The sequence below is a fragment of the Shewanella sp. SNU WT4 genome, assembly GCF_006494715.1.
Taxonomy (GTDB): Bacteria; Pseudomonadota; Gammaproteobacteria; order Enterobacterales; family Shewanellaceae; genus Shewanella.
Genome location: NZ_CP041151.1, coordinates 3,126,984 through 3,145,043 on the forward strand (window position 1 = coordinate 3,126,984; position 18,060 = coordinate 3,145,043).

An 18,060-nucleotide genomic window follows, 5' to 3' on the forward strand; every position below is an offset into this window, starting at 1 on the left:
ACCTGAAAATTACTGTAGTAACAACTTTAAATTTTATTTTCATTCATTAGCAACTTATTAACCAAATCAATAAAAACACTGCCCCTACAAGAAAAACCTGCACTATCTACTCAAACGTCCCTTTATCAAACTTACAAGTTGAACACAAAAGAAATTTATTGTAGAAACAAGACTAACAGATGTCGATTTAAACAAATAGCTAATAGCATTTCTATAATCTTTCAGTTGCAAAGATACAAGAAACAAAGAAAATAAATATTCAATTTTCTTATTTTTTATAGCCAATTTAGCTTCATTATCTAACGAATACATATCATTTAATTTTAATATACAATCATAAGATCTGTTTTTTAAAACGATAAATTTATTTTTATCCATGAGACTACTTAGACTTCCAACTGCACTTAATCGATACACTACTGTTTTTTCAGGAAGATATATACAACCATTAGGGTATGAACAAAATAGGTGAACATAATAATCACATACAGGAGCGTTATAGAACCAACTTGGAATATGATTTAAAGCACTTTTTCTAAAAAAGAATGACGCTGTTGGATAAAAATCTTTTCTCGGCCCTAGAATACAGTTTGCAAATGGTATTAATAATTTTTCTTGTCCAATGTTACAAAAATCATTATAAGAACCATCATTAGATAATCCTACAGCAGATGAAATAACAATGTTGTAACCTTTATTGTCTTCAAGTTCTTTTATTTGTTTTTGTAGTTTGTCATTCGTATACCAAAAATCATCACCTTCACACAAAGCTATATATTCCCCTTGTGCAATATCTAGGCAATGTTTAAAAGGCATATTAATATTTATCGAGAACTGATTATCTATTTGCGTTATAACTTTTATCAGAGATGGATATTTGCTTTTATATGAATTCAATATACTTTTAGTGTTATCAGTCGAAGCATCATCATGAACAATAATTTCAAATCTATATTCGGTCACTTGAGACAAGAAACTATCTACAGCATTCTTAATATATATATCTTGATTGTATGTAGGGCACACTACTGAAACATAAACTTTATCTGTATATTTCCAATGTTTAATAACATCGTTTTCCGTATTCGGAGACTCAAGCAACATTAACATTTAAACTCTCAAAAATTTAACCACATGTTCAATTGGAATGTTTAGATTCAAACTTTCAAACCTAAATACTTCCCCTTAACTACAAATCATGTTTTATAGGCAACATATAATGCTAAGTAATAAGTTTTAATACTGTCTTAATTACATTATATCGACTTTTATATATCGTTTTATTTCATCTGCGTCAACAAAATAAGCATTTTTAAAATCACCGTGACTTAGTGCTCTCAGAAGTTCAATATGCTCTTTAAGTGTTCCTACATGCTCTAGATTTAAATTACACAACTCGTTGAAGTCATTGATGGAATTATAGTTGCCAACTTCTTTAGGTGAGAAAGTTTCATAATCACCCAAAACAATTCGTTCAAACCATTCTGAAAGAAGTTCTAATTCAATATTTTGAACCTTTTCATATACTTCTAATGACGTATCAAAATCGGCAATAAATGTTTGTTTCTGTATAATTATGTCACCCGCATCCACATCCTCATTCATTAGATGTATTGTTGCACCTATTGGCAACTTATTTATAATTGAAAAAACTTGAGGAAACCAACCTCTATTATAGGGATTTAATCCAGGATGAACATTTACGCATACTGTATTATTCACTATTTCAGCGGGAAATATTTGTTTGCAGTGAAGAGAAAAAATTACATCATATCGACGAGCAAAATCAACATCTTTGCTCTTTATATCTATCTCTTCTGCGCCAAGCTCCTGCATCAAAAATGGCGTTTTGTTGATTTTTGAATAGCAAAAATCACACTCTATGTCATTTATTCCAGGTATAATTATCTGTTTAATAAATGAAGTTAGTTTTGGATTATCAGATACAATTAAGATTTTTTTCATGACTCAACCACCGTTACTTTTAATCAACACGAGAGATGCATTCTATTATCATTGATAGTGCCGAATCAGTTAAATCACTATAAATTGGCAAACAGAGCACTTTATCTGCCAAAGCATTCGCTAGTGGTAGATGCGCCATGCTTGCACTCGGCAGGCCTCGATACATAGGCATATTACTTATAAGAGGGTAAAAATATCGGCGAGATAGAATATTATTGGCTTTCAGCTTGTCGTATAACTCATCGCGGCTAAGTGGATAATCAGCTTCTACCAAAATAGGGAAATAAGAAAAATTGCTATTAGCATGAACATCATGCTGATATAAGGTAATGCCATTTACATCCGCCAAAGCTTGGCGATAGCATTCATCAATTGTTTGGCGCTGCTGCATGGCCTTATCAATATGTTTAAGCTGAACCAAACCAAATGCAGCATTAATTTCGCTCATTTTTCCGTTAATTCCTGGCGCAGTAACAGTAAGTTCATCAGAGATACCAAAGTTTTTTAGGCAATCAATGCGCTGCTTAGTTTTGGCATCTGGGCAAATAATCGCACCGCCTTCAAAGGTGTTAAACACTTTAGTGGCATGAAAACTTAAAATAGAAAGATCCCCCCACTTAAGTAAACTTTGACCTTTGTAGTTAACGCCAAAAGCATGAGCTGCATCGTAAATAACCTTAAGACCATAGTTATCAGCTATTTTTTGAATTGCTTCAACATCACAAGGATTAGAATAGCAATGTACTGGCATAATGGCTGTAGTACGGGGGGTAATTGCCGCTTCAATTTTGGCGGGATCGATATTGAATGTAGCAGGATCTATATCAACAAATACCGGCGCTAAACCATTCCACATAATTGAGTGACTGGTTGCAACAAACGAATAGGGAGTAGTAATCACCTCACCACTGATACGCATTGCTTGGAGTGCAGTGATTAAGGCGATCGTTGCATTATTGAATAATGAAACATACTCAACGCCAAGATATTCACATAGTTTTCCCTCAAGCTCTTGATGAAATGGTCCATTATTAGTTAGCCAGCGGTTATCCCAAATTTTTTCAAGTAATGGGATAAATTCGCTTAATTCTGGTAAAAATGGTTGGGTCACTGGGATTAATTTATTAGTCATGCTTATATCCAAAGAAAAGTAACTTAACAATCAACGGCGCAATACGCTACACATTTTTAACAGCAGCTTTTTTTGTGCCAAAAATAAGTACAAACCATAAACTAACAATGCAACAGTCAGGTTTACGCCAATTTGCAACCAGGGTTTTGAGAAATTTAAACCAGCAGCAAATCCTAGGATAGCAGCCGTAAACACGGCAAACCAAATGGGAAAAAGATCTTTAAACTGCTGCCATTGACTTAATTGCGAGAGTTTAGCGGTGTAATAGGTATTAAGTAGTAAAGCTAAATAGGAGGTCATCGAAAAACCAAGGCACATGGCCAGCAAACCATAAGGAATGGTTAGCAACAACACAGAAACGCCAATAACCTTTTTTATTATCTCTAACTTTAAAAATAGATCGCTGCGCCCAAATACTTGCAACAGATTCAAATTTATTACGTGAATTGGATATAACATATAGCCCATACACAATACAGTTAACAACAATGCCGCATCACTCCATTGCTCACCTAATAAGCTGGTTAACAACGGATTGGCTATCAAACCCAAGGCCATAATTAACGGGAAAATTAACACAGCTGCCAATTTTAAGGTTTGGCGATAGGCGCGTTGCATTTTATTGGAGTTATCTTGCAACTGACTAAACATCGGAAAAGTCACGCCTTGAATAATACCAGTCAACGTAGATGCAGGCACACTCGCCAATTGATTTGCCTGAGTAAATTGCCCCACCACGGCAGGACTAAATTTTTTAGCAATAATGATTTGATAAAGATTATTATATGTTACGTCTAACAAACCTGATAAGAGCAACTTACTTCCGTAATTAAAAAGATAATTAAAAGAATTTTTCGTGATACTGCCTCGTGGAAACCAAGGGGCAAAAAGGTTAAAAAACAACGTGGAGCAACAAGCGTTAAGTAAGGTTTGTGTAACTAGGGCCCAAACGCCAAAACCGTTTATCGCCATCACAATCGCAGTTGGCCCACTAATCAGCACACTTAACACAGAGATTTTGGCTTGAGTCTTAAAATCCATCGTCACATTAAGCTTAACCCGTGGAATTAAGGTGAATGCATTAATAAATACTGTGATTCCTAAAACCCGTAGCAGACTTTGTAATTCATTTTGCTGATAAAACGTGGCAATAGCAGGTGCACTGATATAAAGAGTCAAATAACACAAAGCCGCAACTGCGATGTTGTAATAGAAAGCAGTAACTAGGTCACTTTCGCTACGATCTGTTTTGCGTATTAACGCTGTAGTAAAACCACTATCGACAAACACGTTAGCAATCGCAATGAAAACCGCTAACATGCCGACTAAACCAAAGGAAGTTGGCCCCAACAACCGTGCCAAATATAATGTAATAGCCAATTGAATGCCTTGAGTTAAAAAGCGATCCAATGCGCTCCATTGCAGACCTTTTTTAGTTTTTGTGGTTAGATCAGTCATTGACTTAATGCTTAGGCAAAGTGAGCAGATACTGCCCATAACTATTCTTACTCATTAATTGACCGCGAGCAGTCAATTGCTTTTCATTTAACCAGTTCTGTAAATAGGCGATTTCTTCTAAACAGGCAATTTTATAACCTTGCCGTTTCTCTAATGTTTCAACAAATTGTGCCGCCTCTAATAAACTTTCATGGGTTCCTGTGTCGAGCCAAGCAAAACCGCGCCCAAGCATTTCAACATGCAAATTACCTTTATTTAAGTAAATCTCATTTAAGCAGGTAATTTCGAGTTCGCCACGGTTTGAAGGCTTAACTTTCTTGGCTTGTTTAACCACATCGTTCGGGTAGAAATAAAGTCCCGTAACTGCATAGTGACTCTTGGGATTGATAGGTTTTTCTTCAATGCTGATCGCTTTTTGGTCTTGATCAAATTCGACTACACCAAATCGCTCGGGATCTTTGACTTGATATCCAAATACAGTAGCAGCCTCACCAGTTTTTGCTTTAACGACAGCTTTTTTTAATTTTGCGCTGAAATTCTGGCCATAAAAAATATTATCACCGAGTACTAGGCATACGGCATCGTTGCCGATAAATTCTTCACCAATAATAAATGCCTGTGCTAAACCATCGGGACTAGGCTGCACAGCATATTCCAACGCAATACCAAACTGACTGCCATCGCCGAGTAAACGCTTAAATCCATCTTGATCTTCAGGCGTTGTAATGATGAGAATCTCACGGATTCCAGCTAGCATTAATACAGATAAAGGGTAATAAATCATAGGTTTATCATAAACAGGTAAAAGCTGCTTAGATACTCCCATTGTTATTGGGTAGAGCCGAGTACCAGAGCCGCCAGCTAAAATCATTCCTTTCATAAAACCTCAAATTCTAAACTTTGAACATGTCAGATATAAAAAACGCTATTAAGAATTAATGCCTAAGCGTTCGCGTTGATAGCTGCCATCTTGTACATGCTGGCACCACTCTTGGTTAGTCAAATACCATTCGATGGTTTTACGTAAACCCGTTTCAAATGTTTCTTGTGGTCGCCAATTAAGCTCATTATTCATTTTGCTTGAATCAATAGCATAGCGACGGTCATGACCAGGCCTATCAGTCACATAAGTGATTTGTTCTGCGTATAACGTGTCTTTTGGCACCAGAGCATCCAAGATAGTGCATATGGTTTGCACCACTTCTAAATTTTGTTTTTCGTTATGGCCGCCAATATTGTAAGTTTCACCAATTACTCCTTCAGTGACCACCTTGTATAACGCTCGCGCATGATCTTCGACATAAAGCCAATCACGTATCTGGTCGCCTTTACCATAAATAGGTAATGGCTTGCCTTCAAGCGCATTCAAAATGACTAACGGGATTAACTTTTCAGGGAAGTGGTAAGGACCATAGTTATTAGAGCAATTGGTCACTATGGTCGGTAAACCATAAGTTCGCAGCCAAGCTCGTACTAAATGATCACTTGATGCTTTAGATGCTGAGTAAGGGCTGCTAGGTGCGTAAGCTGTTGTTTCAGTAAACAGAGGTAATTCTTGATTTACAGCTTGGCCCTCTTGCTCATCTGGGTGAGGCAAATCGCCATACACTTCATCGGTAGAAATATGATGGAAGCGAAATGCAGCTTTGCGCTCAGCATCGAGTTGCATCCAATATTGACGAGCTGCTTCGAGTAACGTGTAAGTGCCAACAATATTGGTTTGAATAAAATCACTTGGACCTGTGATTGAGCGGTCAACATGAGATTCTGCCGCCAAATGCATCACAGCATCTGGTTGGTGCTGCGCAAACACTCTGTCTAACTCGGCACAATCGCAAATATCTACTTGTTCGAATGCATAACGTTCGCTGCTCTCAACACTGACTAAAGATTCCAGGTTGCCCGCATACGTTAGTTTATCAACATTGACGACACTATCTTGGGTGTTATTGATAATATGACGAACAACGGCTGATCCAATAAAACCGGCGCCGCCAGTAACAAGTATTTTCATTATTTACTACCAAAATCGTTGAATAAAGCCAAAGTTTATGACTTATGAAGAGGAGATATGTGCGGAAAAGTGTTAGGTTTCATCTCAGACATTTTCTGCCGCCAGAGACACTAATTATCCATTTTGAGACAGTCGATAGCGTGGCGGCAGGCGTAGAGCCTAGGTTTTGCGGTTTTTGTTTACCCCGTCCCAATAGGCTCTTTTTTTTATATTTACTCTGTGCTAGCTCATCCTTTTCTTACAAAATGTCTTACCAGCACTATCATGACCCCCAGCATACCGCCAAGCATGGTTCCCAAAATACAAATTAAAGCGCGTTTTGGCTTAGCCTTTTCTTCTGGTACCAGGGCTGGGTCAATGGTATTAAATACGTATTCTTCACGTACGTTAGCAAACATGATAGTTTTCTGAGCTTGTTCCATTAACTGGTAAAGCACTGAACGCATATCGGCAATTTTAGTTTCACGTAATTGTTGTTCTAAGAAGGCTTGTCCACGTTCTGCTTCCATCACATCGCGCTTTTTCATCACTTCATTAATGTCTTGAACTAACCAGTCAACCCATTGTTTAGCAACATAAGGAGAAACACTTTCAACCGACACTGTCACCATGCCAGTATCTTTAGCGCTATTGACTGCCATTATTTTAATAAAAGCTTTATAAGCCTCTTGTAGTGAAGGTTCTGGCTGAAATGGCGCATTGACAACACGAATCCATGTTTTGGTGGTAGCATCATACAGCTTAGGGTCGTAAACCACATTATTACTGGCCATATCCCATTTTTCAGAGGCCATTAATTCTGGGAGTATTTGGTGCTTTTTAATAAAATCACCAATAAACTGCCGGGATTTCATTACTTCAATAGCAAGCTGACTTTTGTCGCTGCTACCACCACCTAAGTTAATCCCCGCCATACTGGCTAAGCCGCCAAACTGACCGGCTAATGCAGACAAACCGCCACCACTTTGTTCAGTTTCTGCAGGTGCTAATAAAGCTTCAGCTTTATAGATATTAGGTTGCATGATTGCATATACCACTGCACCTATGGCGAATACCGCTGTAACAGCAATAATTAACCATTTTCCTTGCCAGATAACTGAAAATAGTTCGCGCAAATCAATTTCATCATCGTTAGTTTGCTGTATATTGGCAAAATTAGCATCTTGGCATTTTTGTTGTAGTTGATTGGTCATTAATATTTAGACTCGAAATTCTGTATGCTTAACAGTAGGAGATTTAGCGATTAGGAATAGCAAAATATTGATAATGAATCAGAGTTAAATACTCACCAACATCAATAGTCTCTAAAATTAATTGCTTAATAATTTAAATTTAAATTAAAACTAATATCACCGTCCTAGATTTTTCATTAATCTAAAGATACTTAGTTAAATATACATTGAAATTTATTATAAGATCTAACTCAAAAAATTTAACAATCACAGAGCAGATAGCATCTACTCTGTGATTAAAATTATTTATAGGTTAGCCACTGTCGCGAATGCCACAGCACTATTGTAGATAATTTGTGTGATTTGCGACCATAAAGTCAGATTGTCTTTGTACTCAGTATCAAGTGGTACAATAATAGTATCACCTGGTATTAATTCATCGCGGTTACTGTACCAGAATGAACCACTTGGCATCATCACACTACCATCAGCCTTAATTACATAAGTGCGCGCTGTATCGGCGCGGCGACGATCACCACCAGACATTCCAATATAATCATCAACAGTTAACCCACCCTTGTATCTATGGGTCGCGGCATGCTGAACTTCACCCATAACAGCAATAGTTTGTACGGTTGATGGGATATATAGAATATCTTGATTTTCAAGCTGAATATCTGCTTGTTTAACGCCAACTGATATAGCTGGCAAATCAACTACTAGACGACCAACAGCTTTGATATTTTCAAGGTCAGTCAGCATTAACTGCGCATCATTATAGTTAACTACGTTACCATCTTTCGATACACCGCGGGTCGCTATATCGCGACGAAGTTGATCGGCAAGCTTTTTAATTTCTAATTGCTCTTGCTTGCGTACCGATTCACGCACAAAAACAGCAGAAGGCAAATAAGCATATTCAGTAAAACCACCGGCACGATTAATCACATCTTCTAGTGTCTCACCGCGGCGAATGTTGTAAACCCCAGGGAACTTTACCTCACCGCGAATTTCTACCGATTGGTATTCCTGCCAATCAGGCGTTGTCATCACAGTTAAAATATCACGACTTTCAAGCACAGTATTAGCTTCATTGTTTCCGCTTAGCACTTCAGATAAAGCGACTGTCTTATGCTCAATGCGAGATCCCGCTGCCGTTACCTTGGTACGAGTTAATTCAGCTCGCTCAGTATAAGCGCCTTCTTTTAAGCCACCGCCAGCAGTAATCAACTGTTTAACATTACCGTTAACAGTCAATGGATATACCCCTGGAAAGCGGACTTCACCATTTACCGCAACAATTTGTACACCGTTACCGGCGCGTCCTTGACTGTTAAGCTTAATTATGACCGGATAAAGCAACTCACCGCGATTCATCTGACCGCTAAGTTTGATTAAATCATCATCTTCAAACAAGTTAGCCAACATGCGGTTAACTTCACCCGTGATGAGTTTTTGTTGCTCAGCATCCATGCCAACTTGTTTATCGTTTAAAACTACACCACCAATTTCATTACGCTGATTAATGTCACGCTGCTGTAATTGGGCAAATCCGGCTTTAAATAAATCAGTTCCAATCATGCTATCACCGGTTAAGTCGGTGATTTTTTCAACTCTGTCTTTTACCAGCTTATTCAGTTGATAACGATTTTGGGTTTCATCGTTAAAATTGAAAACGATAATTTTATCTCTTGCCTGTAGCACGAGATCTTGTTCACTACCTTTAGCAGCAACCGCTAGACCAGGCGCAAATTGCAATACTTCAACATTGCCAAATTGATCAACATCGCGCACGACTATGGCGTAATCAAGATCGGCACTAATAGTCAGATCGCCCCACAGTGATGGGATCAGATCACTAACGCGAATTCCTGCATGCCATTGATATTTACCAGGACGCACGACTGCGCCAACCATAGTGATGGCAGATTCAAACTGAGTGGACGCTGTTTTAACGCGAACGAAATCACCATTTTGTGCCATTACTGCACGACCAGCATCAGCTGTTAAGTCAATATTCTTAATAGAACGTAAACCATCGGTATTATAACGTTCAATTGAACTGCTTTTTGGATAAGCGCCAGCCTTCAAGCCAGCAGCCATAGTTATAACGTCACCTAAAGTTTCACCTGCTTTAATTTCATAAATAGCAGGGCGACGAACTTCACCGTTAACTCGCACTAAATCAGATACTGCTGGGATAAAAACCACATCACCTGATTGCAAACGTATATCACCTGATGCATCACCAAACATCAGTAAATCGTACAAATCAAATCGCCCTATTAGCTTACCATCACGCTTTACCTGAATATTACGCAGAGAGCCAATATCGTTAATTCCTCCAGCAACAAATAGAGCTTGAGTCACAGTAGATAAGCTGGATACTGTATAAGAACCTGGCTTATAGGCGTCACCGGCGACAAAAATCCGAATCGATCGCAACTCACCCATGGTGATATTCGATTCCATGCCAATCATTTGTTTATCAATACGTTTTGTCAGTGATTCACGCATATCAGCAAAGGTCAAACCAGCAACACTGATAGGGCCAAGTTCTGGGAACTCTACGCTACCATCACGCCCAACCATTAAATCAAACTCTTTATTTTCTTTACCGTAGAGTTGAACTTTGATGTGATCGCCAGGGCCAATAACATAGGTCGAAGGTACAGGAACATCAGATACCGGAGCAAAGGTTGTGGGCTCGCCTGCGAAAAGTTCAATGCCAAAACGCTTTAGTTCTTGTTTATCTTGCCCTTCTTCAAAATCAAATTCTTTTTTCTTATTCTTTTTGTCGATATCACTCTGCTGAAAGTCTGCTTGATTAAATTGACCATTGCCACTTTGTTGACCACGAGCATTAATTAAATTCGGGTTTTCCATGGTTTGATTAGCACGACCACCAGAACCGTTTAGCATAGAGGGATCTATCCCATATTGCTTGGCAACACGTTCTTGCTCGGCTGGCGGGAGCTTTTTAAATTGCTCGATCATCTGTGGTGATGGGGTTACTGCTTGTGCTTGCCCCGTCATCAGTAACAGCGTTGCTACGCCGGCAATGATGAGTTTTTTATAAGTTCTGTACACCCGATATCTCCATGAAAATAAACAAATTTAATAGCTTGATTAAGAAGGAAGCTAAACTAGTGTCTAACTTTTAGACATTCACATATAGTCTTGAGATTTCTAGGCTAATGAATCAATAAGACCATCGTTGATAAACAAAGAAGCTAAATGGAAATTTTGCTACAAAGACTTAAATCAACCAATGACACCTACCAATGACACGCCAAAACCATTAAGAGGCATTTCGTTTTACCATGTAAAAGTCACCAGACTAACTTACTGTATGACTTGGTAATTTAATTATTTGATTTATCGCAATGAAGATATAGCAAGATTTAATTTCTTGATAAGTGACTGTTTTAGCTGACATTATATAAATGCATTCTTGAGTGACACGCAATTTAGACACGCTACCGCCCATAGGTTGCGGCTCCTAAATTGCCCCCCATCAACTGGGATTTATTATTGACTTCAAAAATATAATGCAAATTTCACTTCAATTTAGCTAGGTTAAGCATCGGCTAATGTCACTAATCGAAATAGCATTTCACAAGGCGGAAAATTATAGCAATAAAGCAAATTAACTGCAGCAATTTATCGTTTTCACGATCCTGTTAGCGGGTAATTCAACCACTTCCCACCACACACACTAAAAACGAAAATTTGACAAAAGCTTACTCAGAGAAATCGGATTTACGTTGGTACTACAACTGTACATAGCCACCAAACACCTCATCTTTGATTAATGAGATTTCTGAACGGTTTGAGGAAGCACTATTGGCGTTAACACTTGTTTATCAACTTTAATAGTTTGCAATCTACCGAGCACTTCCATCAGTATGATGCACCGAGCTTTATCGTCTTGCTGTTCAAAAATACCGGTAAGCGATTTAAATGGTCCATCGATAAATTCAACCATCTCGCCATGGCTAAATTCATGCTGCATTTCTTCAGGTTCGTCATTAAGCGAATGGACAACTGATTGAACACCTTCAGTCAAGTCAATCACCCCTAGCAGGCGCTCTTGCCGTTTTACGCTGTAAACCAAATGACATAATGGCTGCATTTTTTCGCGGCAATCGACAATACCAGCGACACCCCGAGTATTTCTAATCATCGAGGCAGCGGTAACTTCGGGGTCAAACCGAACAAAAAGATAACCAGGAAATAATGGCACTGATTTTATAGAGAGCTTGCCACGGCTATTTTTTGATTGCTGTTGAACCATGGGCAAGTAAGTGTTGATGTGCTGTAAGCTAAGATTTTGCTGAGCTCTAATTTCATTTCGCGGTTTACAATAGAGCAAATACCAAGCTTTCATAACAATTCTCTTTCGCTGACAAGGTGACATCCATTTCTTGCGCGGAATGATACCAAAACATCACCTGATAGCAATACTACTAAGGTTATTGCTTGCCTCATTTATGCGACAAATGCGACCCAAGCACCGCCAACCTTGACTCTCCTTGTGATGAAAATTACTTAATCCACCTTTAGAGTATCCCTCAGGTTACACAAACACACACTATTCGCTTACGTCGCCCCAAATCTGAACGGTTTTACCCAACCTAGCGGCATCTAAGGCCAAGGCTATTTCCCGTCACAGGTAAATTATCGAGGTTTTATCGAAATGGCGCCTAGGCTGTGCGTTGACTTTTATCAACTTTAAGGGGTATATAAGATAGGCTTTTTTGCATTTGAAGGCTTTTACAATAAAACAATACAATAAACAGCAGCGTTGACTCTAAAGCCACTTCACCAATCTTGACGAGTGAAGCAAGGACAATACTAAATCAGAGCGCGCCTTTCGTAGCCAATGCTATGAGATAATCACAAATTGAAGGTGAATTTAATGAGCGTAACAAAACCTCAGGGAACTATGCTAGGCCATCCTAAAGGCTTGTTCCTACTGTTTACTACCGAGTTATGGGAACGGTTCAGTTATTATGCAATGCGTGCCATTTTGGTGCTGTATTTGGTTGATCAAGTAGCTAAGCAAGGCGGAGGTGGTCTAGGCTGGACACAAGCTGATGCATTATCACTTTATGGTACTTTTACTGCGTTAGTATATTTAACTCCTCTTATTGGTGGATGGCTTGCTGATAATTATCTCGGACAGCGCAAAGCCATTTACTTTGGTGGTGCGTTAATGGCCGCGGGCCAGTTTACCCTAGCTGCGCCACATGCCTGGTTCCCTGGCGCCGAAACTACTATGTTTTACATTGGCTTAGGCACTTTAATATTAGGTAACGGCTTATTTAAACCAAATATTTCCACTATGGTTGGCGATCTTTACGAAGAAGGTGACCATAGACGCGATGGCGCTTTTACTATCTTCTACATGGGCATTAACTTAGGTGCGGCCTTGTCAGGATTTGTAGTTGCTTGGGCTTATACCAATTTCGGCCACACTGAAATCGTTAACGGCCAAGAAATCATGGTTAACAACTGGCAAGCCGGATTTTTCTGCGCTGGTATTGGTATGTTGTTATCACTGGTCATTCAATACTTATTCGCCCAAAAGTTATTAGGCGATATAGGTACAGTGCCGGCTGCAAGACTGGAGCGTGAACGTCAAGAAAAACTGGGGAATGTGCGTAAAGAACCACTCACTAAAATCGAACGGGACCGTATCAAGGTCATTATGGTGCTTGGCCTGTTCACTATCATCTTCTGGGCTGGTTTTGAGCAAGCCGGTGGTTTGATGAACTTATTTACTAACGAATTTACTGACCGTTATATTGGCACATGGGAAGTTCCGACCACCTACTTCCAATCACTTAATGCTATTTTCATCGTATTATTTGCTCCAGTAGTAGCATCGATTTGGATTCGCTTAGGTAAGCGTGAACCCAATTCACCAGTTAAGTTTGCCTTAGGTTTATTTTTACTCGCCATTGGTTTCTTATTCATGATTGGCGCTGTAGTAGAAATGGAAGGCAGCCCAACCGCTAAATCGAGCATGTGGTGGTTAGTGGGAGCTTACTTCTTCCATACCATGGGTGAATTGTGTTTATCACCAATTGGTTTATCTATGGTGACTAAATTAGCCCCGCTGCGCATTGCATCGCTGATGATGGGTGCTTGGTTCCTATTCATCGCTATGGCTAACTATGTAGCAGGTTTTGTAGGCTCTATGATTGGCCACGGTGGTGGTAAAGAAGAACAGTTAGCTAACGCTATGTCAATCTTTGCCGGTATTGCCATTACGGCCACCATTTCATCCATAGTACTTTACTTCATGGCTGATAAATTAGTTGACTGGATGCATGGCGCTGAATCAAAGATTCACGGTGAAGAAGCCATATTAGAGCAAGAGATAGCGGTAACTGCTGAGCATGAAGCAATTAAACGTTAATATTCTTATCTAATTTAAATAAAAAAACCGACGTAAGTCGGTTTTTTTATTTAACAGTCCAAATCCTGTCTCTTGATCAGATCTCATAGCGTTTCTCCGGCTTCAAATAGGGCTTTGGCTAAGCGATACCCCTTTACCTGAGCCTGAAGATCATCCCATCCCTCCCAAATCGTGGACCAGCTGGCCATTCCCGTGCGCTTGCTATCATTAAAGCCTCCTAGTTTGGCCAAGGATTGATAAGCCCACTTCATATTTGGGACTTCTTTGCCTTTATGTCCCCTTGGCTTGTAGAGCTGCATCAGTACTCGCCATTCATCATTCTCTAAGACATTGCTGCAGCTTTGATTTTCCATGCTTTGCGCTGCTTCGATTTGCCCTCTTTTTCTCAGATAAATTGGCAGGCTCATCACTTCCCGAAGTTGCAGTAGCCGCACACCAATAAAGCAAAGTATCGAGGCCGCTCGCTCAAGGTTGTCTGGAGATGTCATGCGTAACCTTTCAACCCCCGCGCCGGTTTTCCACGCCTTATGAAAGTCCTCAATGCGCCATCTAGTGGTATAAATATCAATCACATGAAGTTGCTGCGCCAACGTGTCAATCGGCTCACTGGTCAGTAGCATCCAAGATAGTCCATCTTCACCTTGGGGAGGATTGAGCTCTTGTGCGTACACCACATTAATCGCATGCTGCTGACGATTATGTTTGATGTTAACCGTACTGGCTTTGAGGGTGAGTTTGGCTGTTCGCGAGGGACGATTCTTGCTTTTCCCACTGGCTTCCTTTATGCCTTTTTGTGGGATGGCGATGGTGTATCCGCCGGTAACGGGATGACTATCCATGTGCTCAAACAGCTTAGCCGTAACCGTCCAGCTAACCACACCTCGCATCGTTAATCTGATTATTTGAAAATATCTGCTCATTGATAAATTTGGAGCAGGTGATGACAACTCACAAAACAAGTCAGCAGTGGCGACAGTTACTTTTACAACGCAATACTTTTAGTGGCACTAATATCGAATTTTGCCAGCAACATAATGTCTCGATTACCACCTATTATAAACAGCGCGCTTTACTGGGTAAGCAACAGTACCAGCCAAGCGTGTCAGAGCAAACATCTCACGCTACTCAATCACGCTTTATACAACTAAAACAAACCACGACTGAAGTCTGCGCGCAAACTCACCAACAACCTATGCTGTTTAATACGCGAACCGGCCAACTCACTCTTCCAGCGGATTTAGCAACAACGGATATAGTTACCATCATTAAGGGGCTAATGGTATGAAGATGTTTGTTGATGTGCCTTCCGTCTATTTATGTGCCGATGCTGTCGATTTTCGTAAATCAATTAACGGTTTGGCGGCTTTAGTCGAAGCAGAGCTAGAGCTGTCCGTCCTTAATGGTGCACTATTTGTGTTTTGCAATAAAGGCCACGATAAACTCAAATGACTTTATTGGGATAACACCGGCTTTGCGCTATGGTATAAGCGATTAGACAAGCATAAGTTCAAATGGCCCAAACTCATATCACCCACCATGACATTATCCGAGCAGCAATTACACGGGTTATTAGGGGGTTATGATGTGATTGGCCACAGTAAAATTGATGTGACGGGTAAGCAACTACGTTAATATTTGCGATCAATTGATGATCATCAAAACAAGGTCAATTAGCACTACAAAGCCTTTCGATATGCCTTAACATAGGCGTCATGAAAAATGAACTCGCCCTTAAACAGCGTATTGCTGAGCTTGAAAAGCTGCTCGAAAATGAGCGTCAATTATCTCTACAAAAAGATGCACTCATCGCAGCTTTAGAAGAGCGCTGGCGCTTGGCTCAACAAAAACAATTCGGCAAAAGTGCTGAAGGCTTTGTTGGGCAAGGCGAGTTATTCAATGAAGTAGAAGAGATTGTTGAAGCCGTTGAGGCCGAGCAACAATCCATTAGCTATACCCGTAAAAAGCCTGTGCGTAAGCCACTGCCAAAAGACTTACCCCGTGAGCAGGTTATCCATGATATCACCGATAAGACCTGTGATTGCTGTGGCAGTGAGTTACATAAAATGGGCGAGGATAAATCAGAAAAGCTTGAGTTTATTCCAGCGCAAATCAAAGTGATTGAGCACATTAGGCCTAAATACGCTTGCCGCCACTGTGATAAATCCTCGACTCAAACGCCGATTAAACAAGCCTCAATGCCAGCAATGCCAATCAATAAAGGCATTGCTACAAGCAGTTTACTCAGTCAGCTTATCACCAGTAAATATCAATACGGGTTACCGCTTTATCGCCAGGAAGCGATGTTTAAGCAATATGGCATTGAGCTCAGTCGCCAGACAATGAGCAGCTGGATAGACAAATCAGCCACACTCTTCGCACCATTAGTTGAACGGCTTAAAACAGCGTTGTTAAAACAGCCCACGTTGTTTGCTGATGAAACGCCATTAAAAGTGGTGAAATCCGATAAAGTAAACAGCTACATGTGGGTCTATTGCTCAGGTCGAGATTCACCAGCCCCGAATAATCCTATCCCTAATATTGTGCTTTACGACTTCCATAACAGTCGGGCTGCCGCCTGCGTGGTCAATTATCTTGATGGATATCAAGGCTATTTGCACGTAGATGGATATCAAGCTTATGAAAAAACACAGGCAACCCTAGTGGGATGCTGGGCACACGCTCGTCGTAAATTTATCGAGGCAAAAAAGCTGCAAGGCAAAAATAAAACCGGCAAAGCGGATATGGTATTAAGCCTTATCCAAAAACTGTACGGTGTAGAGTCACGCATCAACGATAAAAGTCCTGATGAAAAGTACATTGCCAGACAAGAGGCTAGCCTGCCTATCCTAGGCAAGCTAAAAGCATGGCTTGAGCAAAACCAGCCCAATTTAGTGGGTAATACCAAACTGATGGAGGCAGCTAATTACCTGGCTAATCAATGGCACAAACTCATTCGTTATGTTGATGATGGCAGGCTGAGTATTGATAACAATCGTGCAGAGCGAGCCGTAAAACCGTTTGTGATTGGCCGAAAAAATTGGTTATTCAGTCAGACAGCTAATGGGGCTAATGCCAGTACCACGCTTTACAGCATAGTAGAAACGGCCAAGGTCAATGGCTTAGTACCATTTGATTACATCATGGCCTGTCTTAATGAACTGTGCCAACCAGCACCGGATATCGACAGCCTGTTACCATGGAATTTTAAAAGATAGGTGTAGTTGCCCAGACGCTTACGCTTAGCCTCGTATTCTACTAGGTTTCTTGCATGTTTTGCCCGCACCACAAACCGTTCACTATGTGATTGTTTATCCGATAAATTGAAGTGGTCAAGTTTTATTGGCCACTAACTTAGAATCTAATGCATATCTTTGCTCAGATTCATTTGGTGTTAGACCTGCATTGTAATGATGTGGCCTAACGTTGTTGTAATATCTAATGATGTAATCATTGATGTGATGCTTTGCTTCAATAAAGCTGCGGTATCCTGCAGTTGGTATCCATTCCACCTTAAGACTTCTGAAAAATCGCTCCATTGGGGCGTTATCCCAGCAATTTCCACGTCGAGATAAGCTTTGTGTTATGCGATAGCGCCATAAGCGCTGTCGGTATTTTCGGCTTGTATAATGGCTACCTTGATCGCTATGGAATATCAATCCTTGCGGGCGACCACGGCACTCATACGCCATATCCAGCGCCTTTAATGTCAATGTGGTATCCGGTGAATACGACATAGCCCAGCCGATAACCTTGCGGCCAAATAAATCTAAAACAACTGCCAAGTAGGCCCAACGGTTGCCAGTCCAAAGTAGAGTAAGAGGCAGAGCGTAGTCGAACTATTTCTCTGCTTCTCCTCTCCGAACCGTACGTGCACCTTTCAGCGCATACGGCT

The 18,060-nt window shown here is 40.2% G+C and carries 13 protein-coding genes and 2 pseudogenes; 4 read left to right on the top strand and 11 right to left on the bottom strand.

All coding sequences use genetic code 11. The annotated features are described in order from the left end of the window. Positions 1 to 102: 102 nt before the first annotated feature. From FJQ87_RS14050 to FJQ87_RS14090, 9 genes are all read right to left on the bottom strand, one after another. Entirely contained in the window at positions 103 to 1,110 is a 1,008-nt protein-coding gene (locus FJQ87_RS14050) for a glycosyltransferase (protein WP_140933144.1), read from the bottom strand. A 141-nt stretch (positions 1,111 to 1,251) separates the two neighbouring features. Next, positions 1,252 to 1,965 (bottom strand): dTDP-4-amino-4,6-dideoxyglucose formyltransferase, encoded by a 714-nt coding sequence (locus tag FJQ87_RS14055; RefSeq protein WP_140933145.1) that lies wholly within the window; start codon positions 1,963 to 1,965, stop codon positions 1,252 to 1,254. Positions 1,966 to 1,984: 19 nt separating this feature from the next. Then, positions 1,985 to 3,097 (bottom strand): dTDP-4-amino-4,6-dideoxy-D-glucose aminotransferase VioA, encoded by a 1,113-nt coding sequence (vioA, locus tag FJQ87_RS14060; protein ID WP_140933146.1) that lies wholly within the window; start codon positions 3,095 to 3,097, stop codon positions 1,985 to 1,987. Positions 3,098 to 3,127: 30 nt separating this feature from the next. After that, a complete protein-coding gene (locus FJQ87_RS14065; RefSeq protein ID WP_140933147.1) occupies positions 3,128 to 4,555 on the bottom strand; it encodes a lipopolysaccharide biosynthesis protein in 1,428 nt (475 codons plus the stop codon). 4 nt (positions 4,556 to 4,559) lie between these two features. Next, complete coding sequence (gene rfbA / locus FJQ87_RS14070; RefSeq protein ID WP_140933148.1) at positions 4,560 to 5,435, bottom strand: glucose-1-phosphate thymidylyltransferase RfbA; 876 nt, start codon at positions 5,433 to 5,435, stop codon at positions 4,560 to 4,562. A 48-nt stretch (positions 5,436 to 5,483) separates the two neighbouring features. Continuing rightward, positions 5,484 to 6,569: a dTDP-glucose 4,6-dehydratase gene (gene rfbB / locus FJQ87_RS14075; RefSeq protein ID WP_140933149.1), complete on the bottom strand. Its 1,086-nt coding sequence runs from the start codon at positions 6,567 to 6,569 to the stop codon at positions 5,484 to 5,486. Between the two features lie 227 nt (positions 6,570 to 6,796). Further along, complete coding sequence (locus FJQ87_RS14080; RefSeq protein WP_140933150.1) at positions 6,797 to 7,762, bottom strand: Wzz/FepE/Etk N-terminal domain-containing protein; 966 nt, start codon at positions 7,760 to 7,762, stop codon at positions 6,797 to 6,799. A 285-nt stretch (positions 7,763 to 8,047) separates the two neighbouring features. Beyond that, positions 8,048 to 10,831, bottom strand: a complete 2,784-nt coding sequence (locus FJQ87_RS14085) for an SLBB domain-containing protein (protein ID WP_168195202.1) — start codon at positions 10,829 to 10,831, stop codon at positions 8,048 to 8,050. 721 nt (positions 10,832 to 11,552) lie between these two features. After that, the gene (locus FJQ87_RS14090; RefSeq protein ID WP_140933151.1) at positions 11,553 to 12,161 is read right to left on the bottom strand and encodes a transcription termination/antitermination NusG family protein; all 609 of its coding nucleotides are present in this window, start codon (positions 12,159 to 12,161) and stop codon (positions 11,553 to 11,555) included. 501 nt (positions 12,162 to 12,662) lie between these two features. On the opposite strand from FJQ87_RS14090, the gene FJQ87_RS14095 reads away from it, so the two are divergent. Continuing rightward, positions 12,663 to 14,168, top strand: coding sequence for a peptide MFS transporter (locus FJQ87_RS14095; protein WP_140933152.1), 1,506 nt, complete (start codon positions 12,663 to 12,665; stop codon positions 14,166 to 14,168). A gap of 83 nt (positions 14,169 to 14,251) precedes the next feature. On the opposite strand, the gene FJQ87_RS14100 is transcribed toward FJQ87_RS14095, so the two are convergent. Continuing rightward, on the bottom strand, positions 14,252 to 15,055 hold the full coding sequence (locus FJQ87_RS14100) for an IS4 family transposase (protein WP_168195204.1): 804 nt from the start codon (positions 15,053 to 15,055) through the stop codon (positions 14,252 to 14,254). Positions 15,056 to 15,108: 53 nt separating this feature from the next. Here FJQ87_RS14100 and FJQ87_RS14105 point away from each other — a divergent pair, with 53 nt between their 5' ends. From FJQ87_RS14105 to FJQ87_RS14120, 3 genes and pseudogenes are all read left to right on the top strand, one after another. Then, on the top strand, positions 15,109 to 15,453 hold the full coding sequence (locus FJQ87_RS14105; RefSeq protein ID WP_140933154.1) for an IS66 family insertion sequence element accessory protein TnpB: 345 nt from the start codon (positions 15,109 to 15,111) through the stop codon (positions 15,451 to 15,453). 2 nt (positions 15,454 to 15,455) lie between these two features. Further along, a pseudogene (gene tnpB, locus FJQ87_RS14110) lies at positions 15,456 to 15,800 on the top strand (IS66 family insertion sequence element accessory protein TnpB). Positions 15,801 to 15,880: 80 nt separating this feature from the next. Continuing rightward, a complete protein-coding gene (locus FJQ87_RS14120) occupies positions 15,881 to 17,383 on the top strand; it encodes an IS66 family transposase (RefSeq protein WP_140933155.1) in 1,503 nt (500 codons plus the stop codon). A 114-nt stretch (positions 17,384 to 17,497) separates the two neighbouring features. Here the strand turns inward: FJQ87_RS14120 and FJQ87_RS14125 are convergent. Continuing rightward, positions 17,498 to 17,986, bottom strand: a pseudogene (locus FJQ87_RS14125) (IS3 family transposase); the annotation flags it as partial. Between the last annotated feature and the right edge of the window lie 74 nt (positions 17,987 to 18,060).

Excerpts from the sequence above, each read along its gene's own strand:
- FJQ87_RS14050 (WP_140933144.1), bottom strand. The coding sequence starts at position 1,110 with ATGTTAATGTTGCTTGAGTCTCCGAATACGGAAAACGATGTTATTAAA.
- FJQ87_RS14055 (WP_140933145.1), bottom strand. The coding sequence starts at position 1,965 with ATGAAAAAAATCTTAATTGTATCTGATAATCCAAAACTAACTTCATTT.
- vioA (WP_140933146.1), bottom strand. The coding sequence starts at position 3,097 with ATGACTAATAAATTAATCCCAGTGACCCAACCATTTTTACCAGAATTA.
- FJQ87_RS14065 (WP_140933147.1), bottom strand. The coding sequence starts at position 4,555 with ATGACTGATCTAACCACAAAAACTAAAAAAGGTCTGCAATGGAGCGCA.
- rfbA (WP_140933148.1), bottom strand. The coding sequence starts at position 5,435 with ATGAAAGGAATGATTTTAGCTGGCGGCTCTGGTACTCGGCTCTACCCA.
- rfbB (WP_140933149.1), bottom strand. The coding sequence starts at position 6,569 with ATGAAAATACTTGTTACTGGCGGCGCCGGTTTTATTGGATCAGCCGTT.
- FJQ87_RS14080 (WP_140933150.1), bottom strand. The coding sequence starts at position 7,762 with ATGACCAATCAACTACAACAAAAATGCCAAGATGCTAATTTTGCCAAT.
- FJQ87_RS14090 (WP_140933151.1), bottom strand. The coding sequence starts at position 12,161 with ATGTCACCTTGTCAGCGAAAGAGAATTGTTATGAAAGCTTGGTATTTG.
- FJQ87_RS14095 (WP_140933152.1), top strand. The coding sequence starts at position 12,663 with ATGAGCGTAACAAAACCTCAGGGAACTATGCTAGGCCATCCTAAAGGC.
- FJQ87_RS14100 (WP_168195204.1), bottom strand. The coding sequence starts at position 15,055 with ATGCGAGGTGTGGTTAGCTGGACGGTTACGGCTAAGCTGTTTGAGCAC.
- FJQ87_RS14105 (WP_140933154.1), top strand. The coding sequence starts at position 15,109 with ATGACAACTCACAAAACAAGTCAGCAGTGGCGACAGTTACTTTTACAA.
- FJQ87_RS14120 (WP_140933155.1), top strand. The coding sequence starts at position 15,881 with ATGAAAAATGAACTCGCCCTTAAACAGCGTATTGCTGAGCTTGAAAAG.